The sequence below is a fragment of the Pseudarthrobacter sp. S9 genome (genome assembly GCF_050156545.1).
GTDB lineage: Bacteria > Actinomycetota > Actinomycetes > Actinomycetales > Micrococcaceae > Arthrobacter.
The window spans coordinates 392,326-417,411 of record NZ_CP189577.1; the positions used below are offsets into that span (position 1 = coordinate 392,326).

The 25,086-nt window shown below is 65.6% G+C and carries 24 protein-coding genes and 1 pseudogene; 11 read left to right on the top strand and 14 right to left on the bottom strand.

Translation table 11 applies throughout. From position 1 onward, the window contains the following. The first annotated feature begins 16 nt into the window (after positions 1 to 16). Positions 17 to 703, top strand: a complete 687-nt coding sequence (locus tag ACQCSY_RS23940) for a haloacid dehalogenase type II (RefSeq protein ID WP_427136345.1) — start codon at positions 17 to 19, stop codon at positions 701 to 703. Between the two features lie 266 nt (positions 704 to 969). Here the strand turns inward: ACQCSY_RS23940 and ACQCSY_RS23945 are convergent, their stop codons facing one another. The 5 genes and pseudogenes from ACQCSY_RS23945 to ACQCSY_RS23965 all read right to left on the bottom strand — a co-directional run. Then, positions 970 to 2,259: an ArsB/NhaD family transporter gene (locus ACQCSY_RS23945; RefSeq protein ID WP_427136347.1), complete on the bottom strand. Its 1,290-nt coding sequence runs from the start codon at positions 2,257 to 2,259 to the stop codon at positions 970 to 972. Next, on the bottom strand, positions 2,256 to 2,744 hold the full coding sequence (locus ACQCSY_RS23950; RefSeq protein WP_427136349.1) for a hypothetical protein: 489 nt from the start codon (positions 2,742 to 2,744) through the stop codon (positions 2,256 to 2,258). Before ACQCSY_RS23950 ends, ACQCSY_RS23945 begins: the two co-directional genes overlap by 4 nt. Positions 2,745 to 2,860: 116 nt before the next feature. Next, on the bottom strand, positions 2,861 to 2,992 hold the full coding sequence (locus tag ACQCSY_RS23955) for a hypothetical protein (protein ID WP_427136351.1): 132 nt from the start codon (positions 2,990 to 2,992) through the stop codon (positions 2,861 to 2,863). Continuing rightward, complete coding sequence (locus tag ACQCSY_RS23960; protein WP_427136353.1) at positions 2,989 to 4,176, bottom strand: FAD-dependent monooxygenase; 1,188 nt, start codon at positions 4,174 to 4,176, stop codon at positions 2,989 to 2,991. Before ACQCSY_RS23960 ends, ACQCSY_RS23955 begins: the two co-directional genes overlap by 4 nt. 298 nt (positions 4,177 to 4,474) lie before the next feature. Next, positions 4,475 to 5,332, bottom strand: a pseudogene (locus ACQCSY_RS23965) (transposase); the annotation flags it as partial. 209 nt (positions 5,333 to 5,541) lie between these two features. Between ACQCSY_RS23965 and ACQCSY_RS23970 the strand changes: the two are divergent. Next, positions 5,542 to 6,144: an IS110 family transposase gene (locus ACQCSY_RS23970; protein ID WP_427136355.1), complete on the top strand. Its 603-nt coding sequence runs from the start codon at positions 5,542 to 5,544 to the stop codon at positions 6,142 to 6,144. Positions 6,145 to 6,235: 91 nt separating this feature from the next. On the opposite strand, the gene ACQCSY_RS23975 is transcribed toward ACQCSY_RS23970, so the two are convergent. Further along, complete coding sequence (locus ACQCSY_RS23975) at positions 6,236 to 6,664, bottom strand: hypothetical protein (RefSeq protein ID WP_427136357.1); 429 nt, start codon at positions 6,662 to 6,664, stop codon at positions 6,236 to 6,238. Between the two features lie 343 nt (positions 6,665 to 7,007). Here ACQCSY_RS23975 and ACQCSY_RS23980 point away from each other — a divergent pair, with 343 nt between their 5' ends. The 4 genes from ACQCSY_RS23980 (at position 7,008) to ACQCSY_RS23995 (ending at position 10,004) form a co-directional block, all read left to right on the top strand. Beyond that, positions 7,008 to 7,160, top strand: coding sequence for a hypothetical protein (locus tag ACQCSY_RS23980; protein WP_427136359.1), 153 nt, complete (start codon positions 7,008 to 7,010; stop codon positions 7,158 to 7,160). 397 nt (positions 7,161 to 7,557) lie between these two features. Then, on the top strand, positions 7,558 to 8,046 hold the full coding sequence (locus ACQCSY_RS23985; RefSeq protein ID WP_427136361.1) for a hypothetical protein: 489 nt from the start codon (positions 7,558 to 7,560) through the stop codon (positions 8,044 to 8,046). Continuing rightward, positions 8,043 to 9,332: an ArsB/NhaD family transporter gene (locus ACQCSY_RS23990; RefSeq protein WP_427136363.1), complete on the top strand. Its 1,290-nt coding sequence runs from the start codon at positions 8,043 to 8,045 to the stop codon at positions 9,330 to 9,332. Before ACQCSY_RS23985 ends, ACQCSY_RS23990 begins: the two co-directional genes overlap by 4 nt. A gap of 189 nt (positions 9,333 to 9,521) precedes the next feature. Beyond that, positions 9,522 to 10,004: a hypothetical protein gene (locus ACQCSY_RS23995; protein ID WP_427136365.1), complete on the top strand. Its 483-nt coding sequence runs from the start codon at positions 9,522 to 9,524 to the stop codon at positions 10,002 to 10,004. Between the two features lie 122 nt (positions 10,005 to 10,126). Here the strand turns inward: ACQCSY_RS23995 and ACQCSY_RS24000 are convergent, their stop codons facing one another. Next, entirely contained in the window at positions 10,127 to 11,650 is a 1,524-nt protein-coding gene (locus ACQCSY_RS24000) for a SulP family inorganic anion transporter (protein ID WP_427136367.1), read from the bottom strand. A 171-nt stretch (positions 11,651 to 11,821) separates the two neighbouring features. Between ACQCSY_RS24000 and ACQCSY_RS24005 the strand changes: the two genes are divergently transcribed. The 3 genes from ACQCSY_RS24005 to ACQCSY_RS24015 all read left to right on the top strand — a co-directional run bounded on the left by ACQCSY_RS24005 (position 11,822) and on the right by ACQCSY_RS24015 (position 14,302). Next, the gene (locus ACQCSY_RS24005) at positions 11,822 to 12,202 is read left to right on the top strand and encodes a MerR family transcriptional regulator (protein WP_427136369.1); all 381 of its coding nucleotides are present in this window, start codon (positions 11,822 to 11,824) and stop codon (positions 12,200 to 12,202) included. 422 nt (positions 12,203 to 12,624) lie between these two features. Continuing rightward, entirely contained in the window at positions 12,625 to 13,059 is a 435-nt protein-coding gene (locus ACQCSY_RS24010; protein WP_427136371.1) for a universal stress protein, read from the top strand. Positions 13,060 to 13,123: 64 nt separating this feature from the next. After that, on the top strand, positions 13,124 to 14,302 hold the full coding sequence (locus tag ACQCSY_RS24015) for a cation:proton antiporter (RefSeq protein ID WP_427136373.1): 1,179 nt from the start codon (positions 13,124 to 13,126) through the stop codon (positions 14,300 to 14,302). A 290-nt stretch (positions 14,303 to 14,592) separates the two neighbouring features. Here the strand turns inward: ACQCSY_RS24015 and ACQCSY_RS24020 are convergent, their stop codons facing one another. After that, positions 14,593 to 14,832: a universal stress protein gene (locus tag ACQCSY_RS24020; protein ID WP_427136375.1), complete on the bottom strand. Its 240-nt coding sequence runs from the start codon at positions 14,830 to 14,832 to the stop codon at positions 14,593 to 14,595. Between the two features lie 131 nt (positions 14,833 to 14,963). On the opposite strand from ACQCSY_RS24020, the gene ACQCSY_RS24025 reads away from it, so the two are divergent. Further along, on the top strand, positions 14,964 to 16,304 hold the full coding sequence (locus ACQCSY_RS24025; protein WP_427136377.1) for an APC family permease: 1,341 nt from the start codon (positions 14,964 to 14,966) through the stop codon (positions 16,302 to 16,304). A gap of 666 nt (positions 16,305 to 16,970) precedes the next feature. Here ACQCSY_RS24025 and ACQCSY_RS24030 read toward each other — a convergent pair. Further along, positions 16,971 to 17,654 carry a class I SAM-dependent methyltransferase gene (locus tag ACQCSY_RS24030; RefSeq protein ID WP_427136379.1) on the bottom strand — a complete coding sequence of 228 codons (684 nt, stop codon included), beginning with the start codon at positions 17,652 to 17,654 and terminating at the stop codon, positions 16,971 to 16,973. A gap of 56 nt (positions 17,655 to 17,710) precedes the next feature. Between ACQCSY_RS24030 and ACQCSY_RS24035 the strand changes: the two genes are divergently transcribed. Further along, the gene (locus ACQCSY_RS24035; RefSeq protein ID WP_427136381.1) at positions 17,711 to 19,135 is read left to right on the top strand and encodes a dihydrolipoyl dehydrogenase family protein; all 1,425 of its coding nucleotides are present in this window, start codon (positions 17,711 to 17,713) and stop codon (positions 19,133 to 19,135) included. Positions 19,136 to 19,162: 27 nt separating this feature from the next. Here the strand turns inward: ACQCSY_RS24035 and ACQCSY_RS24040 are convergent, their stop codons facing one another. The 5 genes from ACQCSY_RS24040 to ACQCSY_RS24060 form a co-directional block, all read right to left on the bottom strand. Further along, the gene (locus tag ACQCSY_RS24040; RefSeq protein WP_427136383.1) at positions 19,163 to 19,324 is read right to left on the bottom strand and encodes a hypothetical protein; all 162 of its coding nucleotides are present in this window, start codon (positions 19,322 to 19,324) and stop codon (positions 19,163 to 19,165) included. Between the two features lie 375 nt (positions 19,325 to 19,699). After that, positions 19,700 to 19,966, bottom strand: a complete 267-nt coding sequence (locus tag ACQCSY_RS24045; RefSeq protein ID WP_427136385.1) for a LapA family protein — start codon at positions 19,964 to 19,966, stop codon at positions 19,700 to 19,702. A 438-nt stretch (positions 19,967 to 20,404) separates the two neighbouring features. Continuing rightward, positions 20,405 to 21,511: an FAD-dependent monooxygenase gene (locus tag ACQCSY_RS24050; protein WP_427136387.1), complete on the bottom strand. Its 1,107-nt coding sequence runs from the start codon at positions 21,509 to 21,511 to the stop codon at positions 20,405 to 20,407. Between the two features lie 512 nt (positions 21,512 to 22,023). Continuing rightward, entirely contained in the window at positions 22,024 to 22,431 is a 408-nt protein-coding gene (locus tag ACQCSY_RS24055) for a four-helix bundle copper-binding protein (RefSeq protein WP_427136389.1), read from the bottom strand. Between the two features lie 660 nt (positions 22,432 to 23,091). Then, positions 23,092 to 24,414: a DUF2254 domain-containing protein gene (locus ACQCSY_RS24060; protein ID WP_427136391.1), complete on the bottom strand. Its 1,323-nt coding sequence runs from the start codon at positions 24,412 to 24,414 to the stop codon at positions 23,092 to 23,094. Positions 24,415 to 25,086 lie beyond the last annotated feature (672 nt).

A 25,086-nucleotide genomic window follows, 5' to 3' on the forward strand; every position in this document is an offset into this window, starting at 1 on the left:
TCGAAGGAGAAACCATATGAACAACGCACCGTCAGTCATTGTGTTTGATGTGAACGAGACGCTTTCGGACATGTCCCCGATGGGTGCCCGGTTCGCTGAGGTCGGTGCTCCGGCTCCGTTGGCCAGACTGTGGTTTGCCGCACTGCTGCGGGACGGATTCGCCCTTGCGGCGGCCGGGGACAGTGCCCGGTTCGCTGACATCGGCGCCGACGTCCTGCGCGGGTTGTTGGGACGTACGGCGTTGGACAGGGACCTGGATCAAGCGGTGGAACATGTCATGAGTGGCATGGCAGCGCTCGGACTGCATCCGGATGTCGCGGACGGGGTCCGGACACTGAAGTCGGCAGGCTACCGGCTGGTCACCCTGACCAACGGATCCCCGCAGGTCGCGGAAAAACTGTTTGCCACGGCGGGGATCCGGGAGGATTTTGACCTGCTGCTCTCCGTGGAAGACGCACAGGCATGGAAGCCGGCCCGCGCCTCCTATGAGCACGCGGCCTCGGCCTGCGGGGTCGCCCCGGATCAGATGCTGCTCGTGGCCGTGCATCCGTGGGATATCCACGGCGCGTCGCGGGCGGGACTTGGTACCGCCTGGCTGAACCGTTCCGGAGAAACGTACCCGGCCTACTTCAGGGCCCCGGACCACACCATCACGGGCCTCGGCGGCCTGGCCCGGGCGTTGGCTCCGGCCGGGCCGGCGTAGTCCACGTCAGGCAGCGTCCGCAGGGCCGGCAGCCCGAGCTGCGTTCTTTGGTCGTCGTCGGGAAGTGGACTCCGGAAGTCCTGCACGGGCTGCCTGCTCCCGCTGGAAGGGTGTATGCCGCGATGCTGTCTTGAACTGAACGGCAGGTGAGCTGCGGAACTCACCGAGATCTTTCTCCAATCCGCGGGCGCGTCAATTGCAGGCGCGTACGTGCCCGATGCTGTTTTCTTCAGCCCTGCACGCTGTGGTGGTGAAACCCGGGTCTCTTAGAACGTGTAGTACCGGATGAGCAGGTACGGGACGCAGAGCCCGATGGTGACGGCGGTGACCACCAGCCCGTACTTGGTGAAGGTCCAGAAGGAAATCGGGTGGTTATAGCGCCTGGCTATTCCGATGACGACGACGTTCGCGCTGGCTCCGACGGCGGTCGCGTTGCCGCCGAGGTCCGCACCAAGAGCCAGTGCCCACCAGAGGGGTTTGGCGGCGGCGCCGCCTGCCTGCACAAGGTCATGCGTAATGGGGGCGAGCGTGGCAACGTAGGGGATGTTGTCGATGACACCGGACACCACGGCCGAGCCGGCGAGCATCCCGACCGCGGCGAGGTCGTGCCTGTCCCCGATCAGCGAAGCCGCGGCCTCTCCGACGGCGTCAATGACTCCGAGGTTGACCAGGGAACCGACCATGATAAACAGGCCGGCAAAGAACAGCAGCGTCTCCCACTCGACGTCCCCGAATACCTTGCGCGGCTCGAGCCGGGCGAGCAGCACGAGCAGCCCCGCGCCGAGCATCGCGACGACGGACGGCGCCAAACCCAGCACCGGCCGGGCGATGAAACCGATCAGCACCAGGCCCACCACTATGAGTGACTTGATCAGCAAGGACTTTTCGCCGAGCGCCTCCTTCTCGTTCAGGGCCATCACGCGCGCTGCACGGTCCGGATGAAACCGGAAGGCCGACCGGAACATCCAGCGGCACAATCCGATGAAGACAACGAGAAGCACCGCGACTATCGGCGCAAGATTGATCATGAAGTCGTTAAAGGTAAGGTCCCCGCGGCTGGCGATGATGATGTTTGGCGGGTCACCGATCAGCGTCGCCGTGCCGCCGATGTTGCTGGCCATCACCTCTGCGATCAGGAACGGCACGGGCGGGGCCGCGAGCCGTTCACACACCAGGAGCGTGACCGGGGCAATCAGCAGCACCGTGGTGACGTTGTCCAGAAGCGAGGAGAGCAAGGCGGTGATGACCACCAGGATCACCATGATCCGGAACGGCTGCCCGCGCGCCCTTTTGGCAGCCCAGATCGCGAGGAACTCGAAGAGACCGGTCTGCCGGAGAATGCCGACAATAATCATCATGGCCAGCAGCAGGAAGATGACGTTCCAGTCGATGCCGGACGCGGGCGAAAAAAACATACCCGTGTCATTCGTGGCACCGATCAGAACCATTGCCGCTGCGCCGCCAAGCGCGGTGGTCATCCGCGGAAGCTTTTCAGTGGCAATCAGAACATAGGCGGCGAAAAAGACAGCCAGGGCAAGAATGACCTGGGCTGTCACTGTGGCGCACCCCGGGGTCCGGGGTCGCCGGCGCTGGCGAGGACGGCGCTGATGACGGCGGGAAGCGTGACAAACATAGGGGCATCCCGGGGTGAGTCCCGGATCAGGGCGATCTGGGTGCGGGCGTCAACCATCCGCGCCGCGACCTCAACCAGGGTCGCGTCAGATTCGATGGCCAAGATCTTGCTGACGGCAACACCCTGATCGTCGAGCAGATCGCCAACGGTCCGATCGGCCAGGTGCTCCCACAATTCGCCGGCCCCGGCCTCATCGAACACGGCCGCCAGCGACACGTCATCGAGAAGGTAGCCCGGCACCATGAGCCGCAGCACGTCCACGGCCGAGACTATGGCGGCGGGCACTCCCAGCTTGTTGGCAATAACGAGGCCCACCAGACCACTGTCCGCGATCAAGCGCCCGGCTTCCACCGCCGTGGTTTCACGGCGCACCACGGGTAAGGGAACCGCTAGGTCGACTGCGCGCACGGCCGCTCCTCACTGCCTGGCAAGACAGAACGTAGTCTCCATCCAACCACCGGCTCCCGCGGCCGGCCAGCCTTCCTGTCACTTCTCCAGCCCACGGCCTTGGTGCCCAGTAAAGCTCAGGAACGGCGGTTCTCTTCGTAGACGTCCGGGATGTCGTCCTGGTCGGAGTCGATTGATTCCTCGGCTTCGGCGATCCGGTATTGGCGGTTTCGGGTGCTCACAGGCGTCGCGTGTCGGTCGCGGCTCACGTTGCGATCCTGCCCACGATCTGGCGGGCCACGAGCCGGTCGATGCCTGGCAGATGGCTTTCCCGTATGATCCACCGACGCAGGAGGCGCTGGGTTCTGTTTGCGGGTAAAAACGACGACGCGGTGCGCCTCCCGGCCGCCTGCGCCTCCTCGACCACGGGTCGCCAGCGCCGCTCGAATTCGGCGAGGGCCGGGCCAACCCCTTCGGGCGAGCCCACGGGTCCGAGGACGTCCCCCAACAGCGCGGCACCGGCGATGGCGAGCGAGCCGCCCTGACCCGCGAGGAGCGACACGGCACCGCAGGCGTCCCCTACGAGAACGGTCCGCCCCTTCTGCCAGCCCGGCATGACAATCTGCGCGACGACATCGTCGTACGGATGCTCGGGGCACAGTTCCAGGAGCCGGTCAACCGCATCGCCGAGTCCGGTGAACTCGCGGCGCAGCCGCTCCCGTGGGCTCCCGGATGCCAGGTTCCCTGGCGCGGATGGGGCATCCCGGTAGACCATGAATGCCGCCACCTCGTCCGAGCGGAGGCTGTAGAGCCCGGCCATCCGGTCGATGCTGTCGGTAAGGACGAACCGGTTCCGGAAGCGGGCATTCAGCAGCGGTTCGGTCACGATGAATGCTGCAGCACGCATGCCCAGGGGGCGCAGGTATTCCTCTTCGGGGCCGAACACCTGGGCGCGCACTCCGGAATGGATGCCATCGGCGCCGACGAGGACGTCCGCGGTGAGCGTGCCGTCCGGCGGGTCACCGACGGCGACCCGCACGCCGTCGTCATCCCTCCACACCCGCGAAACCGGTGCCCCGTAGCGGACTCGCACTCGGCCGGAGGCGACGTCGTCGAGCGCAGCGAGGGCGGCACGCTCCATGTCCGGGCGCAGCAGGCTCAGGACCTTCCCGCCGGCAAGCCGGGCGAACTGGTCGTAATCGAGGGAGGAAGTGGGGCGTCCTGTTGCATCGACATACTCGGCAGCCTCGACGTGGTATGCCACCCCCGCGAGCCGCGGGTAGAGGCCGATCCTCTCCGCCGCCTCCACTCCCGGACCAAAGAAGTCCATCATGTAGCCATCGGGACGCGGAACGGCAGACTTCTCGAGGAGCTCGACGTCCCAGCCGGCCAAACCGAGCTGGCGGGCCGCGACGAGGCCCGCAATGCCCGCGCCGACAACCACAGCCTTCATGTCCCGCCTCCAACGATCGGATCAGCCCCCGGGCTGAAGAAGCGCGGCCGGATCGCTGGAGTCCCGCCGACACCCGCTGGCTCATTCTTGACTCTTCACTTGCAGGCTGTCCAGAGCGCAAGATTCACAAAGAGGCGTCATTGATCGGCCACATAGACAACACCCGCCCGGGTTCGACCTCGGGGTCGTGGAACGGGCCAGAAACCCAAGCCGGTGGCCATCCCGAGGGGCCATACCCCGGAAATCGTGAAGACAGACGGTGCCGCTTCAGCGTCTGCGGGGCCGGGAGCCGACTCAGTCAGGCAACCACTGGTGGCGCCGTTGCGGAGACCGGGGTGTAGGTGGTGCCGTCGCGGAGCATGGCCCAGAGGACGTTGAGTCGGCGTCGGGCGAGGGAGAGCATGGCCTGGATGTGGGTTTTTCCTTCGGCGCGTTTGCGGTCGTAGTAGGACCGGGAGGCGGGGCAGCTTTTCAGCGCCGAGAGGCCGGAGAGGTAGAAGACGCGGAGGAGCCGGCGGTCGTAGCGCCGGGGGCGGTGGTGGTTGCCGCTGATGCGGCCTGACTCCCGCGGTGCGGGGGCGAGACCGGCAACGCCGGCGAACCGGTCCGCGGTTTCAAAGACGGTGAGGTCTCCGCCGGTGGCGCCGAGGAATTCGGCGGCGAGGACCGGGCCGAAGCCGGGCATGCTGAGCAGGGTCCGGGTGTGCCGGTGTTCGGTAACTTTCTCGCTGATCAGGGCATCGAGTTCGGCGAGTTCCTCGTTCAGGGTCAGGATTTCCCGGGCGAGTGCGGCGACGATCGACTCCCCCATGTGCTGGGCCGGAACGATGGTGTGCTGGGACTTTGCAGCCTCGACTGCCGCCGTGGCGACGGCGGCGGAGGAGCGGGTGCCGTGTTTCTTCAGCCAGGCGTGGAGCCTGGCTTGCCCGGTGCGGCGGATCCCGTCCGGGGTGCGGTGTTTGATGAGCAGCGTCAGGGCTGCTTTGGAGCGGCTGTAGTCGAAGGCCCGTTCCAGCGCGGGGAAGTATTCGAGCAGCTGGGCCTGCAGGCGGTTGATCGCCCGGACCCGGTCCGCGGATTTGTCGGTCCGGCGGGCGGTGAGAATCCGCAGCCCGGTGCTGATCTCATCTCCTGCCCGCAGCGCGTGGCTCTGTCTCAATTTGGCCCCTTCGAGGGTGCCTTGCCGCTGACTTGCCCGCGGGGAGGGTCCGGCGCCAGTCTGGCCTGTTCCGATGGCTTGATAGAAGGTCGCCCGCACCCGGCGCCACTGGGTGCGTGGCTCGTTAGAGATGTGCCTCGCAACAGCTCCTTTTCCAGAACCGACGCCGCACGGCAGTATACCTCAGAACGGAAGGAGCGGCCGCGGTGACTATCGTGGCAGAGCAATACCGACATGTCATCGGCGTGGACACCCACGCCCGCACTCACACTTACGCAATCCTCGACGCCGGCACCGGACGCACCTCCGATTCCGCGACATTCCCCACGACCGCGGCCGGGCTGAGCCGGGCAGTGACCTGGCTGCGGCGGCGCACCACCGGGAAGGTGCTGGTCGCAATCGAGGGCACCGGCTCCTACGGGGCCAACCTCACCCGCACGCTCCAGACGGAAGGGATTGTGGTCTGCGACGTGCGCCCGCCCAAGCGTGCTTCCCGTGCCGGAAAGGGAAAGTCCGACGAGATCGACGCTGTCGCGGCCGCCCGGACAGCCCTCGCCTCCGCTGCGGGCACGCTGGCAGCACCCAGGGCAGACGGGATCCGCTCGGCCCTGCGGGTGCTCCTCGTTGCCCGCCGGGCGATTGACAGTCACCGAACCGCGGACCGGAACATGCTCACCGCGCTACTGCGCAGCTTCGACCTCGGCGTCGACGCCAGGAAACCCCTGACCGATGCACAGGTGCGCAGCGTGGCCGCATGGCGGGCCCCGGGAGGAACGACAGGGGCTAGACGGGCCGGAGCGGACACGTAGAATCCGAAGGAATCTCAATGATGTTGTCAACGGATTTTTCGTGCCGCTCCCCGTTGCCCCGGCCGGTTGTGGCCGGGCAACGAATTTGTGGTTAGTCGGTCCAGCCGGGGTAGGGCTTACGGTCCTCAGGAGGCAGGCCGGCGGCGGTGTCGGGGAGGTTGTCTGGTCCGTCGGACTGGCCGGAGGCCCAGTGGAAGAACACCTCGGCGGTGATCGCTTCGAAGGAGGCGGCCTGGGTCCGGAACCAGTACGTGGCCGTGTCGCCTTCGACGTAGGTGCCGTAGCCGAAGAGTTCCCCGTCCTTATCCCGGGTGCGGGCGACGGCGAGGATGATGTAGGGCCAGGATCCGGCGTCCCATCCCTCGCTGCCCCAGTTCGGCAGCACGGACCAGGGCGTGCCTGCGAGGGTGTCCATCCAGTCGTACCCGTCCCCTGCCCTGTTATCGGCGGGAAGAACCGGGGCGGTCACCGGTTCGGCCGTGTCGCCGGTGACGGTGCGGGTCATGGTTGGTGTGCTCATGAGGTGATGCTCCGTTTCGCTCGGGCGGGGCGGGTGCCTGAAGAACGGGCTTCCCCCTCCCCCACCATGTTTTTGCCTGCTGGCGGAGCATCGCGTAGCTGTGCCCGACGGAGCCGGGGCAACCCGCAGGGCAGGCAGCGGATGGATTGTGTGAGGAAATAAGCGAAGCGCCGAACACAGGCCATCGGCTGCGCGGCCGTCCGCAGGACGGTTGAGCCGGTGGAGCGGGCACGTAGGATCCAACGGACAGCAGCAAAAAAGGAAAAGAAGAGCTTGTAGTGCCCGAGCGCAGCGAGGCCCGTTTCGTTCTTGCTGACCAAGGCCCGCTCGGCGGCTGAGGAAGTTGGCCGTCCCGACTAGCGCGGCGGAATCGCGCCGCCGCAAGCTGGCCAACTCCGGCCGGCGCGGCCACGTCCTGGCCGCCGCGCTGCTCGTCCCCGCGACCCGAACCGGCCTTACCGCCCGCAACCTCACCGCCCACCTACTGCCTCACTGAGCACCGAAACCCCAGCCTCGACCGTCACCACCCGGAACCTGTCCTGTTCTGAACGGCAGTTGAGCTGCGGAAACTCACAGAAATCTCTCTCGAATCCCCGGCGCGAAACCGCTACAACAAGCGAGATCCTCACCATCCGAAACCGCGCCGTGGCGTCCGCTCCCAGGTCGTTATCCGGCCATGCGCCACCCATCTTGAGCAGGCGGCGCAGTCCCTGTTCGGCCTGCGAGCAGTTCTGGAAGGGCAGCGACAACACCACATCCAGGGCTGTGCCTACAGAACAAGGGAATGCGGCAGATGGCCGGATCGCTGAAAACGCCGACAAACCCCAACCACGCGCAGGAAACCGGTGGTTGGATGGGACTACGTTCTGTCCCCCGAGGCATGAGGAGCCGCTGTGCGCGCAGCCGACCTGCAAGTTGCTTTACCCGTTGTGCGCCGCGAGACCAATGCGGTGGAAGCCGGACGCCTGATCGCCGATAGCGGCCTGGTGGGGCTGGTTATTGCAAACAAGCTGGGAGTTCCCACAGCGATAGTCTCGGCCGTGGACGTTCTGCGGCTCATGGTGCCCGGTTACCTTCTGGATGACGTGTCGCTGGCGGCCGTGTTCGACGAGGCCGGGGCCGCCGAGTTGTGGGAATACCTCGCAGAACGGACCGTCGGGGAGATGCTTGACGATGAGGGCGTCGCCGTCCGCAAGATCCTTTCCATCGAGTCCGACGCGACCCTGGTCGAGATCGCGGCGCGCATGGTGGATGCCCGCACCCAGATTGCCTTGGTCCGCGACTCACCCCCGGACACCCCGATGTTTGTCACGCTTCCCGCCGTCATCAAGGCCGTCCTGGCCGGCGCCGGCGGCCCTGACTCACGGAGCGAGGAGCAGTGACGGTCCAGGTCATTCTTGCTCTCGGTGTCTTTCTCACAGCGTATGTTCTGATCGCTACCGAAAAACTGCCGCGGACGACCACCGCGCTGGGCGGCGCAGCTGCGATGGTTCTGATCGGTGCCACCAATGATACGGGGATGTTTTTTTCGCCGGAGAGCGGGATCGACTGGAATGTCATCTTCCTGCTGCTGGCCATGATGATTATTGTCGGCATCCTCCGGCAGACGGGACTCTTCGAGTTCCTCGCGATCTGGGCGGCGAAGAAGGCACGGGGCTACCCGTTCCGGATCATGGTGATCCTGGTGGTCATCACCGCCGTGCTCTCGGCACTACTGGACAACGTCACCACGGTGCTGCTCACCGCCCCCGTCACGCTCCTGGTGTGTGAACGGCTCGCGGCACCGCCCGTTCCCTTCCTGATCGCGGAAGTGATGGCCAGCAACATCGGAGGCACGGCGACGCTCATCGGCGACCCTCCCAACATCATCATCGCCAGCCGCGGGGGCCTGACCTTCAACGACTTCATCATCAACCTCGCGCCGATCGTCGCGGTGCTCCTCGTCGTCTTCATCGGACTGTGCCGCTGGATGTTCCGCTCAGCCTTCCGTTTCCATCCGGACCGTGCCGCGCGCGTCATGGCCCTGAACGAGAAGGAGGCGCTGGGGGAGAAGTCATTGTTGATCAAATCGCTCGTGGTGGTGGGCCTGGTGCTGATCGGTTTCGTTGCCCGGCCGGTGCTGGGGCTCGCACCGTCCCTGGTCGCGATGCTCGGCGCAGGCCTCCTCATCCTGCTCGCCCGGCTTGAACCGCGAAAAGTGTTCGGGGACGTCGAATGGGAGACGCTGCTGTTCTTTGCGGGCCTGTTCATCATGATCGGTTCCCTGGTCAACCTTGGAGTCATCGACGCGGTGGGCGAGGCCGTCGCTTCTCTCATCGGGGACAACTACGACGCCGCCGCCGTCGCAATGCTCACAGGCTCGGCTTTCGCGTCCGGCATCATTGACAACATCCCCTACGTGGCCACACTCGCTCCGATTACACATGACCTTGTGCAGGCAGGCGGCGCCGCCGCCAAGCCCCTCTGGTGGGCACTGGCCCTCGGTGCGGACCTCGGCGGCAACGCCACCGCAGTGGGAGCCAGTGCAAACGTCGTCGTCATCGGGATAGCGAAGCGCTACGACCACGCCATCTCGTTCTGGACGTTCACCAAATACGGGCTGGTGGTCACCGCCGTCACCATAGGGCTCTGCGTGCCCTACCTGCTCCTGCGGTACTACCTGTTCTGACGGCGCCGGGTTTCCTATGGTCTAGCGGATGACTATGGCCGCGGCCGCATAGCCAATGATTATCGCCAGCCCAATAAGGACAGGTCCGCCTGTCGCAGTGATGCGAGGTCGCGTCCCTCCTCCATGGTCCGGCAGCGGAAAAGAGAGAGCAAGAGCAAACGACCAGCTGTGCTTGCAACTATTCAGGCCATGGAACGCAGCCGCGTGCCCATCACGGTCGCGGAGGTTGCACGCCGCGCCAGCGTTAGCCCCTGGCTCGTCCGGCAGGAACCGCTCATGCGCGAAGTCAGGAACGCCAAAGCCCGACTGACCAGCGGAGTACATCCCAAGGCGACGGACTCAACCGGCGGCTCGCTCAGCGTCGAACGCGAGCTCCTGCGCCACGAAGACCAGCGGCTCCGCCACGAGATACGCAAGCATCGCCAACTCATTTCCGAACTGCTCGGGGACCAGATCGACGGGACGGACGCCCAATCCCAATTACTCCACGTCCAGGAACTGACAGACCAAACCGCCGCCCTGTCCCGGCAGGCTAGCGAAGCACTCCAACAGATGCATCAGTTGCAGCACCAGCTCACAGCCCTGTCCACGGACTTGGAGGCTGCCCACGCCGTTAATCGTTCCCTGATGGCAGAGCTGAACCGGAAGGAGCGGAACCAGACCGGCACCTGACCGGCACCGACGGGCCGGTGGTGTGACGGCAGACACCGATGAGGCCGGTGAACTAAAAGGAAGCTCACGACGAAGGGACCTTCCGGGTACCCGGAGAGTGCCTTCGCCTTGCGTTGGACGGATCAGTGGCCCGCGCCGAGCTTGCCTCCGAGGCGTTCGCGCATCAGGGTGCTGGCATCGTTCAGTCCGATGACCTTCACGTCCTTGCCGTGGTGGTGGTACTTCTCCGTGATGGCGTCCAGGGCAGCGATGGTGGAGGCATCCCAGAGGTGGGAGGCGTGCATGTCGATGACCACGTGCTGCGGGTCCAGGGCGTATTCGAACTGGGTGTAGAGGTCGTTGGAGGAGGCGAAGAACAGTTCGCCGTCCACGACGTAGGTGGCTGTTTCGTGGCCGACAATGGTCTTGACCGAACGTTCGACGGTGACGAAGTGGGCGACGCGGCGGGCGAACATCACCATGGCCGCGAGCACGCCGACGCCGACGCCGATGGCCAGGTTGTGGGTGGCCACGGTGACGATCACGGTGGCGACCATGACCATGGTTTCGCTCTTGGGCATTGCTTTCAGGGTCCGCGGGCGGATGCTGTGCCAGTCGAACGTGGCCACGGAGACAAAGATCATCACGGCGACCAGTGCGGCCATCGGGATTAGCGAGACGATGCCGCCCAGGGCCACCACCAGGATCAGCAGGAACACGCCGGCGAGGAAGGTGGAGATCCGGGTCCGGGCGCCGGAGGCTTTGACGTTGATCATGGTCTGGCCGATCATCGCGCAGCCGCCCATGCCGCCGAAGAACCCGGTCACGATGTTCGCGACACCCTGGCCCCAGGCCTCGCGGGTCTTGTGGGAGCGGGTGTCGGTGACATCATCGACAAGCTTCGCGGTCATCAGGGACTCCAGGAGCCCGACGAACGCCATCGCCAGGGCGAAGGGGAAGATGACCTGGAGGGTTTCGAGGCTGAACGGCACATTGGGGATGAACAGCGTCGGCAGGGAATCGGGCAGGTCCCCCTTGTCTCCCACGGTGGGGACAGCGACGGCGGCCAGGACAGTGATCAGCGTCAGGACCACGATGGCGACCAGCGGGGCCGGAACGGCCTTGGTCAGCTTCGGGAGGCCGAAGACGATCACCAGGCCCAGGGCCAGGAGCGGGTAGACGAGCCAGGGAACACTGATCAACTCAGGGACCTGGGACATAAAGATCAGGATGGCCAAGGCGTTGACAAAGCCGACCATGACTGATTGGGGAATGAACCGCATGAGCTTTGCGACCCCGGACAGGCCGAGGATGATCTGGAAGATGCCGGCGAGGATGACGGCGGCGACGAAATAGTCCACGCCGTGGGATTTGACCAGCGGGGCAATGACCAGGGCAATCGCGCCGGTGGCGGCGGAAATCATGGCCGGGCGGCCGCCGACGAAGGAAATCGTGACGGCCATCGTGAAGGACGCAAACAGACCGATCCGTGGGTCGACGCCGGCGATGATGGAGAAGGCGATGGCTTCCGGGATGAGGGCCAGCGCGACGACGAGTCCGGCGAGGACCTCGGTTTTGAGCCTCCGCGGGGACATCAGGGTTTCCCGCACGGATTGAAGCTGTTCAGGGGTGAATGCCGGGGTATTCATGGCTGGTTTTACGGCCATTGCTGGCTCCGTTCATGGTCAGCGCGCGTGAGCGGCTTCGTTTTGCTAATGAATGAGGGGCGCAACGCCGCGCCGGAAAGAGGGGGAATCAGTCTTGAAGGTCTCACCCACCAGCTAAACCCTACCCTAACGTGATGGTAGTGTTTAAATCAGAACAGGACGGAGGCGCTGATGACGGCGAAGACCAGCAGCACCAACACCATGCACATCGGTGAACTGGCCGAGAGGACCGGGCTGTCCCTGCGGACGATCCGGCACTACGACGAAGTCGGGCTGCTCCCGGCCACGTCCCGGACCGGCGGCGGCTTCAGGGTGTACACGGAGGACGATTTCGAACGCCTCATGGTCATTAAACAGATGAAGCCCCTGGGCTTCTCGCTGGAGGAAATGGCTGACATCCTTGGCATCCTGGCAACGCCGGACAGCGCGGTCTCCGAGGGATCCGGCACGCTGGCGAAATTCCTGGACAAGGCCGTGCATCAACGGGCCAAGATGGTCCGGAACCTGGCCCAGGCTGACGAGTTCATTCAAAGGCTTAGGGGCCGGACCTGAATAATCGTGCGTGCCGGGCTGTGATCGATTCCTCTTCGCGGCACGCACTCACCGTCGGGCTGGTCCTGGAGAGCGGTGGAAGAGCCGGATCAAGACTATACGGCCAAGGGTTTACTCCGAGTCCGGATCGGTGGACCACATGAGTGCGTGACGCCATCCCCGGAACTTTGCCCCCACCGGCCCGGATCCCTGCCGGGGCAGCCATGATCCCGGCGATGCCTGGCACCGTGAGGCTGCAGCGTTGTGGACGCCGGCTGAACGAGTCACTCGCACGGACCTCGGTCCGGCTGCTTCGAATGAGCGGCCTTCAGCCGCGGCCTGCAAGGGGCGGCCCAGAAGACAGCCTTGACCACTCGCCAACGACGGGCACAGACTGACACTGCCCAGGGCCGTCGGCTGCTGGGACGCGAAAGGACAGAAGAATGAACGGGACCGGTACATTCCTGATCGTGGTCGGTGTCGACGGTTCCGAACAGTCGCTGGCCGCACTTCACTGGGCCGTGGACGAAGCGCGCCTGCGCCACGGAAAGGTCCGGGTCATCACCGCCTGGCACTATCCTCCTGTGCCATCCACGGTAGAAGACAGCGGTATCGACGACTCCTTTCACGCCGCTGAACGTGTCCAAGCCGACGCACTGAAAGCCGTCGCCGCTGACGGCATGGACATCGCCGGAAAAGTAGTTCGGGATTCCCCCGCGATTGCGTTGCTGGATGCGGCGAAAGACGCGGACCTTCTCATCGTGGGATCCCGCGGCCACGGAGGTTTCGCCGGGCTCCTGATCGGATCAATCTCCGGCCAGGTCTCCCACCATGCGCCCTGCCCCGTCCTGATCGTCCGGCCCAGGAGCGCCACCTGATTCCTGGCGCCAAAGCAGTTTCGCTCCTGAATTCTGACGCACGCAAGCAGACGGGGGGATGCGGATGATCCCGATGCTCACGCTCGCTTTCGCGGTGCTGCTGGTACTCGGCGTTCTCATTTCCGAACGCGCCAGCCGAACGGTGCTTTCCACCGCGGTACTGTTTCTTCTCGGCGGCTTTGTCCTGGGCCAGGGCATGCTTGGCGTCGTTCCCATACAGCCCGGGGATCCGGTGGTGGGGGTTCTGGCCCAGCTGGCCCTGTTTTCCGTCCTGTTTACCGACGGAATGAAAGTGGGACTGTCGGACCTTCGAAGCGCCTGGCGTTTGCCTGGCCGGGCACTGCTGCTCGGGCTGCCACTGACACTTCTTGTCACCGCGCTGCTGGCCCATTACATTGCAGGTCTTCCCTGGCTTCCGTGCTTCTTGCTCGGTGCAGTGCTGGCACCGACCGATCCGGTGTTCGCGGCCGCCATTGTGGGGCGCAAGGAAGTTCCGGGGCGCTTACGCCACCTCCTCAACGTCGAGTCAGGACTCAATGACGGGCTGGCCCTGCCCGTAGTCCTTGTGCTGCTGGCCCTCGGTGGCGGAACGGACGTCGGGATCGGGGTCCTGGCCGAAGAAATCGCTCTGGGCCTGCTTATCGGAGTTCTCGTGCCGCTGATAGTCATTTGGCTGGAGCGGCTTCCCTTTTTGCTGGCAACGAAAGGACTGCAACCGCTGGTGGCGGTATCCATCGGCCTGCTCGTACTTGCCATCTGCCTGGTGACCGGAGCCAACCTCTTCCTCGCAGCGTTCTCGGCCGGCATCACCGTGGCCACCGCAGGCCCGGGTTTCCGGGAGGAATTCGAACAGTTCGGGGAACTGGTGTCGGAACTGCTTAAGCTGGCCGCGATCCTGGTCTTTGGGGCGCTGATCACTCCCACGTTCCTGTTCGGAGAGATCGCGTGGACCGGGTGGGTATTCGCAATCCTGGCCATCGTCGCGGCCCGCCCGCTGGCTCTGCTGGTTTCGTTCCTCGGCACACGGCTGCCGGCCAAAGAGCAACTGGCGGCGATGTGGTTCGGTCCCAAAGGGTTCGCCTCTGTGGTGTACGGGCTTCTCGTCCTCGAATCAGGTGTGGAGAGCTCCGATGAGCTCTTTCATCTCGTGGCGCTGGTCATTGTGCTGTCCATCCTCGCCCATTCCTCGACCGACGTCATCGTCGCCAGGCAATTCGAGAATCACCCTCCCCCAACACCGTAATGCTCCCCCGACTAGAACCGCAGCACGCCCGTTCAGTGGAGGTCAGGCAGTCATACTGTTGACGGGCCGCCACATGCCGTGCCGGGGTCTTGGCAACGTAGCAATCCGGGCCGATTGTCCACGATCACCCCTCACGGGGGCCTTCGGCCGGACGACCAGGACCGGACATGGTGCATGGTTGATGACCTGGGTCGAACCCGCGTCCTGGGCTGCGTCGAGTATCGCTGACGCCGGTGAATCACTGTGAACGACCTGCCCGGTGGCGGCCACGCCCTCACCGGCAGCGGACTTCAGCGCCTCAGCCTGCAGCATCCCAGCGATTTGTTGGGGGAATCTTCCGCCGCGATTTCGCCGGCGGCCGTTTCCAGTACCGCCGGGTACCACGCCATTGGAGGCTTGCTCCAGGCCCTGATCAGGCGGAGCTGGCCGTTGCGCCGGCGGGCCTCGTCCTTGGCCCACCTCAATGCGTTGTGAGAATGTTCGGAACCGTCAAAACCAACCACAATCGCGAACGAACCCGTACTGGTCATCTGTCTGTCCTTTCCCTGGCGAGCCTCCCTGAGAAGCCTGGACCCTTGGTGTCTGTGACCTTCCGGGTCAGTGTTAAGGTCGGCACAGACGCGGATACTCGCCGACGTTGTCATAAAGATGGGCGCGTGATGTGAATACGGGATCTGAAGGACCCAAGTCGGCTTTTCATCCCAGGACGGCCGCGCGCCGGGACAAGGGTCTGGGCAGGCTCCGCCTGCGTGATGCGGTGGCGATGGCGGTCGGGGGCATGATCGGCGGGGGGATCTTCAGCGTCCTGGGTGTGACCGTCGCACTTGCCGGCCACCTCGCCGTCGGAAGCTTCGTGATCGGCGGGGCCATCGCCATGGTGACCGCGCATTCCTTCGCGGCGCTCTCGGCTAGGGCCGGCCGCTCGGGCGGCCTCTTCGTTTACCTGCACAATGCCGGGTTCCCGCGCACCGGCTCCTACATCTCGTGGCTGCTGATGTTCGGTTATCTGATCGCTTTAGGGGTCTACGGGTTCACTTTCGGCCACTACGCGGCGCACGCTTTTGGTTTGCCGGGGGCATTCGCGAACGTTTTCGCTGTCCTGATCCTGCTGGTTTTTCTGGGGATCAACCTTCGCGGGGTGGGGGCATCGGCGCTGTCGGAGGACCTCGTGGTCCTGATCAAGGTCGGGGTTCTGGCCCTGATCTCCGCCATCGGGTTCGCGCACTTTTCCCCGGAACGGCTTGCCCCGTTGGATGACAAGGGTCTGGCGGGGGTCATCGTGGCATCGGCATCGATCTTCGTCGCCTACGAGGGGTTCGAGCTGCTTTCCTACGATTACGATGACCTCGTAAGGCCGCGCTGGACACTGCCACGGGCACTCTACCTCTCGGTCGCGATTGTCACGCTGGTGTATGTCACTGTGACGATCGGCTCTCAGATGCTTGTCAGCGACGAGGTCATCGTTGCCCAGAAGGAAGTCGCGTTCGCCGCGGCCGGCCAGGCGGCCCTGGGGCCGGCTGGGTACTGGATCGCGAGCCTGGGCGCGCTTCTGGCGGCGAGTTCTGCGATCAACGCCACCCTGTTCTCGACGGCACGCCAGATGCACGAGATCGCGTTGGCGAACGAGTTACCGGCAGCGTTCGCAAGAAGCCGGGCCGGTCTGCCCGTCACCGCGCTCGTGTTCTTGGCGGTGTTCGGTGCGGCCTTCGCCATGCTGCCGGACATCACTGCCCTGCTGACCTTCGGATCGGCGGTCTTCCTGGCCGTCTTCGGAGCCACGAACCTCCTCGCCTGCCGGGTCCTGGCGGGGTTCTGGCCACGGCTGGTCAGCGGTACGGGGTTTCTGGCCTGCCTTGGCGCTCTGGTCGTCCTGGTGATCCAGCTCATCATCCGCGACCAGGCCACGCTGCTGCTCATCGGCGTATCCCTCACATCCGTCACCATTCTGCGACTCGCCTTTGTCTGGCACCAGAAACGCGACCCGGCAAGCGGTGCAGTGTGAACCAAACCAGCGCCTGAGGAACGCCCGGCACTGTCCCGCACGGGTGGCCGGCTCGTGGAACGCTCACGCTGCCCGCCCCGGCAGGGGTCCGGCCATCACCGGGACGCCAGAGAAGTCCAGAACACGCGGGCTGTGACTGCCGATATAGGGGGCCGCAATGCCGGACGGTCAACCAGGGCAATCACTATCAAAGACGCTGTGACGGCACGGGCGTCGGCCAGGATTTCGGCCGACCACTCCCTGAACAGCAGGGCTGACAAGGGACCGATAGCGCGAAGAAGCCATGACGTCGTCGCGGACGACAAGGAGGAAAACGGCCTAGCCGGTCAGCTGAAAAGTGACGGAACAAAAGACGGCGGGACTGCCATCTGAAGACGTCCATATCCTGGAGACCGGCTTGAAAACGGTCACAACCGCATGCCCGGACTCCGCGTACCGTTGCGCCATACCGGGCAGGGGACGCAGGCTTCCAGTAGGAGAAGCCTGTGATATATCCGTCCTGCACGAGCGGACTGCTCCGGTGTTAGGGATGAAAAACGTGGCTGCTGATTCAGCGCCGGGTCCATCCCTCGGGCGCACCCCCACCCCCGCGCCCGGCCGCCGGTCCGCCGGGATCCGCGACCGCCGAACGGCCCGAACGCACGCCGGGCCCTGAGCCCGGCCGCGCTAGTCGTGGCGGGGCTGCAGGGTCCCGGCGCGGATCTGGAGATGCCCGCCCCGGGCAGACCGGCTGAGGACGCCCGCACAGTCCTCCTCCACGGCCTGGAAGGGGTGGGCAAGGATATCGGCTCCGCCAATCCTGCAGGCAAGGCGGGCGAGCGGCGCCAGCCAGCGTGCCCGTCCGGCCGGCGCCTGCATGTCCACGACGCAGACGCGTGCCTCCGCGCGGAGGAGGCCGGGGATATTTGTCCAGGCGCACCGCCAGGCCGGCATCAGGGAGAGGGAGTAGGTGGCGAGGGCGCCGTCCGAGGCGGCTGCCCCGCCCTGGTCCCGGATCCGGGCCGTGACGGTCCGGGCGTCGAGGCTGGTCATGTCGGCCTGGACGAGGATGACGTTGTCCCAGTCGTGGTGCGTGGCGCGGCGTTGTGCCTGGCGGAGCATTCCGGGGCTGCGGTCGATGCCGATGATTGTCCCAGCGGGGCCGATCCTGTCCTGCAGGAGCGGGAAGTTCAGGCCGGTCCCACAGCCGATGTCCAGGATCTGATCCCCGGGCTTGGGGTCGAGGGCGTCTATGCCCAGGATCCGTCCTGCCCGGTACACGGCGAACTCGCCGGAGAGCACATCGTAGACCGGCGCATAGATGTTGTACTTGTCTTTGACGGTGCCCTCCCGTTCCAGTTGGCCACGCACGCTGACGATGGTGGCAGGCTTGGGTGCCAACATACCCGACGACGGAGGGCACAGACATGGCGGACAGGGACGGGATCGTTGATTTGCTGGTCCTCGGCGGCGGCACCGCCGGGCTTGTCGGCGCGATGACGGCCGCCGGCGTCGGCGCCCGCACGGTGCTCGTTGAACGCGACCGGACAGGCGGTGATTGCCTGTGGACCGGCTGTGTGCCGTCCAAGGCACTCCTGGCCGCAGCCGCCACGACCCGCACCAGGGCAATGCTCACCGGACAGGACCCGGACTTTTCCCTCGTCCGCACCATGATCCGGGATGCCATCGCCGCCATCGAACCGGTGGATTCCCCGGAGGCCCTGGAGGCCGCCGGGGTGCGGTTCATCAGGGGCGCCGCCAGATTCGAGGCTCCCGGCGTGGCCACCGTTGACGGCCGGACAATCAGATTCCGGCAGGCTCTCATCGCCACCGGGGCGGCCCCGCACATCCCCGAGATTCCCGGGCTCGCGGCCGCCGGCGTGGTGACGTCCGAAACCGTCTGGGACCTCCCCGCGATCCCGGCCCGGCTGGTTGTTATCGGCGGCGGCCCGCTTGGCTGTGAGCTGGGCCAGGCGTTCGCCCGGCTCGGCTCCAAGGTGACGCTCATCATCCGGTCAACGATCCTGCCCAAAGAAGACCGGGAGGCGGCCGCACTCATCAAGAACAGCCTGGAAGCGGACGGCGTCCGGATACTGGAACACACCCTGGTGGAACGGATCAGCCCCGCTAAACCCGGTTCCCGCCTGGAACTGGGAGATGGCACGGTCGTCACCGCCGACACCGTGCTGCTGGCGGCCGGCCGCACGGCGCGCACAGCCGGGCTCGGACTCGAACATCTGGACATCTCCACCGACGCCCACGGCCAGATCATCACCGATCCCAGGATGCGGACCACGAACCCGTCCGTCTGGGCCGCCGGTGACGTCACCGCCCATCCCCGCTTCACCCACGTCGCCGGAGTACACGCCAGCATCGCCGCCCGTAACGCTGTTCTTGGCCTGGCCAGCAAAATCAGCCCGGTCGTGCCCCGGGTAACCTACACATCTCCCGAACTCGCCGCCGTCGGCACAACTGGCGTCACCGGGACGGACGCCCATGTCCGGACCATCCACCACACCCACGTGGACCGGGCCGTCACCGACAACACCACGGACGGCTTCACCCGGCTGATCGCGGACCAGCGCGGGCACATCCTGGGCGCCACCATCGTCGGGGCGCGGGCAGGGGAATCCTTGGCCGAGGTCGTCCTGGCCATGGAACACCGGCTTAGGACCTCCGACATCGCCGCAGCCACGCACCCCTACCCCACCTACTCGGACGGGGTATGGCACGCCGCGATCGCCGACACCCGGGCCCGCCTGCGCGCACCAGCCGCGGCAGCCCTTATCAAAACACTGCTGTTCCTACGCCGGTGGCGGACCGACCTGAACACCCGGCGCAAACGACGATAACCGGGAAGACCACGGGGAGACCCTATTTCACGTTAGAGGGGCCGGAGCGGACACGGACCAGGCGGTGCCTTCGAGGGTTTCCATCCAGTCATACCCGTCTCCTGCCCGGTTGTCGGCGGGGAGGACCGGTGCGGCCACCGGCTCTGCGGTGTCGCCGGTGACGGCGTGGGGCATGGTTGCTGTGCTCATGAGGTGATGCTCCGTTTCGCTCGGGCGGGGCGGGTGCCTGGCGTACCGGCTACCCCTCTTCCCCACCATGTTTTTTGCCAGCTGGCGGAGCATCGCGTAGCTGTGCCCGACGGAACCGGGGCAACCCGAAGGGCAAGCAGCGGGCGGGTTGTGTGAGCAAATAAGCGCAGCGCCGAACACGAAACGTCCGCTGCGCGGCCGGCCGCAGGACGGTTGAGCCGGTGGAGCGGACATGTACGATCCACGGGACACCAGCAAAAAAGGTCAAGAAATGCTTGTGCTGTCCGAGTGCAGCGAGGCCCTTTGCGTTCTTGCTGACCAAGGCCCGCTCGGCGGCTGAGGAAGTTGGGCGCCGTCCCGACTAGCGCCGCGGAATCACAGCCCGGGCGTTGGTTCGTGCCGGCCGGTGGTGGCGGGCCCCGGCGGTGTGCCGGTCGCCGAGGAGGCCGGAGGCCCGGCGGGCGGGTGGCGTCGTTGCTTCCTCAGCTGCAGGATCCGCGCTGCCCCGGCGATCGCGACCAGGATCCCGCCCGCCACTGCCGCGATGAACAGCGCCATACCCAGGGAAAGCTCCCCCGCGGCGCCAAAAAAGTTCACGGTCACGCGATCCTGGTTCTGCAGGATGAAGATGATCAGCAACACCAGAAGAACTAGACCCGCACTGACGGCAACCCAGATCATCCCCGCCCGCGTCACGTCCGTGGTCCCACCCCCGTGCTGGGACGGTTTCCCGGGTGGGCGTTTTGGCTTGGAAGGGGCAGATTTGTTGACCGGACGCGAGGCGGGGTGCGGCCCCGTTGATGGACCCGGCGCTGGATCAGCAGCCACGATTTTCATCCCCTAACACCGAAGGCGTCCGTCCGTGCCGGACGGATATTCACAGGGTACTCCTCCCGCAAGCCCGCGTCCTCTGTCGGGTAAGTCCCAGTGCTGGCGCCGCGCGGAAGGCTGTGGCTGGGTCACGTCCGGGCGACGAATTCAGTCCCGGATCGCCTCGGCACGGACAACTTTCTCATGCGGCCAGCCGGGGCGCCTTTGCGGGAGTTTCCAGTTGGCGGCGGCCCGCGCTGGTTTCGGTGCTCATTGAGGCAGTAGGTGGGCGGTGAGGTTGCGGGCAGTAAGACCGGTTCGGGTCGCGGGGACGAGCAGCGCGGCGGCCAGGACGTGGCCGCGCTGGCCGGAGTTGGCCAGCTTGCGGTGGCGTGATTCGTAACCGCGTAGCGCGGTGGTGGGGTCACCGGGGGTGCCGGCCAGGGCTCCGGCGAGGGTGGTGGCCCCAGTCATGGCGAGGCTGGACCCGTCGCCGAACAAAGCTACGCAGGACGCGGCGTCGCCGAGCAGGGTTACCCGTCCCCGGGACCAGCCCGGCAGCCGGACCTGGCTGACGGCGTCGAAGTACAGGTCCTCGGCGGCGCTCACCTGCTCCCACAGGTCGGGCAGTTCAGGCACCGGCCAGTCGTGCGCGGTGTAGGTCTCGAGAACGATCCGTTGCTGGGCCTGGATCTCGCGGTAGTCCAGGCCGGGCGGGCCTCGGAAGATGAAGCCGGCCCCGGCGGTTCCGCGGACGGGATGGATGGTCAGCGACCGGCCCGGCTGGTTGTACATGACCACCGTTCCGGGGTCGGCTGCGGGGCGGCCGAGCGATAGCGTGGCGACGTAAAGGCCGAGATGCCGGACGAAAACGGTTTCGGGGCCGAACACCAGAGCCCGCACCGTGGAGTGCAGTCCGTCGGCGCCGACCACCAGGTCGAACCGGCGCGGGGCCGCGCGCTCAAAGGTGACGTCGACACCGCCGTCATCCGCGTCCAGCGCGGTGACCGAGTCCCCGAACAGGAACTCGGCATCGTCTCCTACAGCCTCGCAAAGGATCGCCGCGAGGTCAGCCCGGGGTACCTCGAGGTCGTCGCCGCGGGGCCGGCCGAGCCGCAGCGGGCCGACCCGACGCCCGGATGGGGTCACGAAAGTCAGGCCCGGCGCCTGGGTGGCGGCATCGCGCAGGCGCGGCAGGATGCCCATCCGCCGGGCCACCTCGGTGGCCCCGCCATGCACGTCCACCGGGCTGCCGCTGGAGCGCAATCCCTGGGCGCGTTCGACCACCGTCGGCTGGAAGCCGTGGCGGGCAAGCCAGTACGCCAGGGTGGGGCCGGCGATCCCTGCCCCGCAGATCAGCACCGTGCGTTGTCCCATACCGCCAGCCTAGTGTCCGCGGCGCCACGGTGCCCGGAGCCCTCATCCTGATCCGCGACCCCCAGCCGCATGGACAAACCCTTCACTTGCAGCCTCAGCGTGAGAAAACTCCAGGACCACGGCATCTCGCCACAAAGCTCCCCTTCCGGTCAATTACCCACACGAAAAACCGCCTTAACTCCAGAATTTTCACATGCCCGGGCACCCACGGATGGAGGACCTTTGAACACGCCGGGAAGTTTGTCTCAGCCCCCGGCCTGCCGCCGATTTGCGGACGTCCGGTGTCAGTCCTGTCTCCGGTCGAAACTGAAACCGCAGGCGCACCGGTAGGTGAGGAGGCCGCCGTCGTTCTTCCCTTCCGGCAATCCAACGGAGGGCGTCTGCCCTGGGGCGACCAACTGCATCACCTCCCCGCAGTGAATGTGTGTGGCCAGCATTCGCCGCAGCAGCGGATCTGCTGGGAGCCGCTCTGGTGCTGCTCTCTTTAGCTGTGCCATGGCCGGCTCCCGTATTCAGCCCAGCGATGCGAGGAGGTCGGCACAGGCCTGCTCACAACGACGGCAGGCTTCAGCGCACACCTCGCAGTGGCGGTGCATCGAGGCGTGTTGCCCGCATTCATCGGCGCAGGCCCTGCATGCGGTGCGGCAGGCTTGGAGCACCGCACGGGTGATATCAGCGTTGTGGCCCGGATGGCGGGAGAGGATCTTTCCGGTGGCCACGCAGATGTCGACGCAGTCGAGGTTGGTGCGGATGCATTTGGTTAGCTCGGCGACCATCTCTTCACTAAGGCAGGCGTCGGCGCACGCAGTGCACGTTTGGGCGCACTCAAAGCATGCCTGGATGCATTCGACTAGTTTGGCCTTATCGACGCTCCCCGTGCCCAGAGGGTGGGCGTCCAGCATGGACTGTACATGTGTCATTGGTTTCTCTTTTCCAGGTCTATTCAGCCAGGTGGTGGTGCATTGCAACGGCGAGCCGTGTTACGTCCTGCTGATGGAAAGCTGAACCACCGTGAGCGCCGGAAGATCCGGCTCCGGGGGACAGCGCTGGAAAGAAGTCCTGCACCGGGCTGCCGCTGGAGCAAAGCGGGCGGGTCCACCGCCCCTGTCTTCAGCGGGGCCGGCTCGCCGCGCGGAGCCTGCCTCCGTTCGCAGCAGTCCCGCTCCATCGACTCGGGGTCACCACAGGGGCCTGCCTGATGGACCACGCGGACAGTCTGAGAAGCCGACGACCGCATCTCACCCGGGCCGGGTGAAGTTGCCGACGGAAGAGCCCCTGCCTCAACTCCTTCAGGGCCGGGTGATGGGGCCCCCACTGACTGAAAGGGGCTGTGTCCAACGATGGCGTACCGGCTGCCGTGGGTGTACGAGGCGGCCCCCGTGAGGAGAAGAGCCGCGAGGAAACACACGAAAGCGCTTCGCAGCGAAACGAGGCAGCGAAGCATCCCAAGCGAAGGCCAACTCAGCGCGGCCATCCCCACTTCCTGCTGGACACGTCTACGAGCCTTTCTTCGGATCTCCATCCGGTTGGTCACACGTGTATTACTTTTGCCACGGAAGAACCCCGTTGGGTTGCCGGTTCTATGGCTGCCGGGTTCCGATGGAGTCGGCCTTGTCCAGCAGGCTCTTTCGTTCGGGTGCCGAGTAATCCGCGGCGCCGATGGCGTTGCGCATGCGGCCCAGGTGGTCCAGGATTTCCGTCCGGTACTGGCCCTTCGGGTCGCACCATGCAAGTTCGTGAAGGAGCCCCAGGAGGCGGTCCGCGACGGCCGCGTCCCCGGCGCCGTATTGCCGGGGCTGGTTCATCGCCATGTCGAGCAGGTCCCGGAGCGTGGGAAGTGACAGCACCACCCTGACGCGCCCGTCGTCGTCGGTCACGTGCTCCGGGCCGGGGTTCCTTCCCGCCAGCCGGCACAGCAGGGCCGAGAGGTGCCCGATGACGTGCACTGCCGTGGTGGGGTCGTTGATGCCCGGCGAGAGTGCCCGCGCGGCGACATCAACGAGTTGCCGGAACCCGAACCCGACGTCCTGGACGTTGGTGCGTTCATACCCTGTTGCCACAGCGGCATTGACATCTTTGGTCAGCTTCTCGCGGGCCTCGTGTCCTAATATTCCTCCCGGATCGGCCGGCCAGGCGGTAGCGAAGGGAACGCCCTCCACCAGGGAGATGCCCGGTTCCCGGTCTATCCGTACCACGGCACCGGAATCTTCCGCGGCCTGCAGGAGTGCGCCTTTATCCAGCGAGGTCAGGAAGCCTGAGGAGCTGGATTTGATGAGGAAGGCGCCGGACGCCGGGACGGGTTCGGGCCCGCGTCCTGGGCGGTCCTCGGGAAAGACCCGGTCGATGGTCTCCCGGGTTTCCCCGTTGACCTTGCGCATCATGGTTTCCACACGGATTTCCCGGGTGAGATGCGCCAGGAAAAGCACCAGCCCGACGACGCTGGCTATGGCAAGGGCGAACGCGAGGGTGACCGAAATTTCCGGTACGAAGGCGGTGTTTCCGTTGCTTTCGTCCCGGACGCTGCGCAGGACGGTCAGCGCGAAGGCGAAGGATGCCAGAAAGAGGGCCAGCGTTCCGTGCACGAACCGGTCCGAAGTGAAAGTCCGCAGCAGCCGCGGCGAGAACTGGCTGCTGGCCAGCTGCAGCGTGACCACGGTGAGCGAGAAGGTCAGCGACGTCACCGTGATCAGGGACCCCGAGATGGCTTGCAGGACCGATCTGGCCGCTTCCGGGCCTCCGCTGAAGAGAAATACACCGACATTCCCGGGCAGCTGGCCATCGACAGCGGAATCCAAAGCAGGCAACGCCACACCCAGCGCCACGGCGAGGGCAACCGCCAACGCCGGGAGAGGCCATAACTGGCTCCGCAGCGCATCCAGCAAGTGCGCGGCCCGCCCGTTCATCAGCAGCGGTCCGCCTGTAGTGAAGGCGCTTCAGTCATAAGCTCCTGCTCTTCCTGGACAAAAACGACCTATCGACGGGCGAGTCAATTCCCCTCCTACCGTCCTTAGGCTTGCAGCTAACCGAACCGGAAATACCCAGCGTACTGTCAACGACGTTGCCCTGTCCCTGCTATCAGCCGGACTCCCTTATCGAAGGAGCATGAAACGTACGTGGTTTGATTCCTGGGCGGATATTCTCCGTGCCCTGATCATCGGGTCAGTTTCGCATGCTGCCCTGGTGGTGGTCCTGCGGGTTTCGGGCAAGAGGACGTTGGGCAGTTGGACGCGTTCGATTTCATTGTGACGGTCGTCTGGGGATCCTCGCTCGCGACGATCCTGCTCAGTTCTGACGTTGCCTTTTTGAGGGTCTGACGGCGTTGGCGCTGCTCGCGGGCCTGCAGTTCGTCGTCGCGTGGGCGTCCTCGCATGTGCCCGGGGACAGGTCTGCTGTGACATCCAAGCCCGTGGCACTCGTTGTTTTTGGAGAACTGCAGCATGCCCAACTGCGCAGAAACCGCCTCAGCGAATCTGAGGTGCTGCAAGCGGAGGCCCAGTGCCGAGGCCTCGGGTGCATCTGCGGGAAGCGGCAGGCTTCGCCGAGCTGAAGTACTGGCCCGGCGGCTGGACGGGCCG

Excerpts from the sequence above, each read along its gene's own strand:
- ACQCSY_RS24000 (WP_427136367.1), bottom strand. The coding sequence starts at position 11,650 with ATGGCCGTAAAACCAGCCATGAATACCCCGGCATTCACCCCTGAACAG.
- ACQCSY_RS24055 (WP_427136389.1), bottom strand. The coding sequence starts at position 22,431 with ATGACACATGTACAGTCCATGCTGGACGCCCACCCTCTGGGCACGGGG.
- ACQCSY_RS24035 (WP_427136381.1), top strand. The coding sequence starts at position 17,711 with ATGGCGGACAGGGACGGGATCGTTGATTTGCTGGTCCTCGGCGGCGGC.
- ACQCSY_RS23960 (WP_427136353.1), bottom strand. The coding sequence starts at position 4,176 with ATGAAGGCTGTGGTTGTCGGCGCGGGCATTGCGGGCCTCGTCGCGGCC.
- ACQCSY_RS23995 (WP_427136365.1), top strand. The coding sequence starts at position 9,522 with ATGGAACGCAGCCGCGTGCCCATCACGGTCGCGGAGGTTGCACGCCGC.
- ACQCSY_RS24060 (WP_427136391.1), bottom strand. The coding sequence starts at position 24,414 with ATGAACGGGCGGGCCGCGCACTTGCTGGATGCGCTGCGGAGCCAGTTA.
- ACQCSY_RS23975 (WP_427136357.1), bottom strand. The coding sequence starts at position 6,664 with ATGAGCACACCAACCATGACCCGCACCGTCACCGGCGACACGGCCGAA.
- ACQCSY_RS24010 (WP_427136371.1), top strand. The coding sequence starts at position 12,625 with ATGAACGGGACCGGTACATTCCTGATCGTGGTCGGTGTCGACGGTTCC.
- ACQCSY_RS24005 (WP_427136369.1), top strand. The coding sequence starts at position 11,822 with ATGACGGCGAAGACCAGCAGCACCAACACCATGCACATCGGTGAACTG.
- ACQCSY_RS23940 (WP_427136345.1), top strand. The coding sequence starts at position 17 with ATGAACAACGCACCGTCAGTCATTGTGTTTGATGTGAACGAGACGCTT.
- ACQCSY_RS24040 (WP_427136383.1), bottom strand. The coding sequence starts at position 19,324 with ATGAGCACAGCAACCATGCCCCACGCCGTCACCGGCGACACCGCAGAG.
- ACQCSY_RS24020 (WP_427136375.1), bottom strand. The coding sequence starts at position 14,832 with ATGACCAGTACGGGTTCGTTCGCGATTGTGGTTGGTTTTGACGGTTCC.
- ACQCSY_RS24015 (WP_427136373.1), top strand. The coding sequence starts at position 13,124 with ATGATCCCGATGCTCACGCTCGCTTTCGCGGTGCTGCTGGTACTCGGC.
- ACQCSY_RS24050 (WP_427136387.1), bottom strand. The coding sequence starts at position 21,511 with ATGGGACAACGCACGGTGCTGATCTGCGGGGCAGGGATCGCCGGCCCC.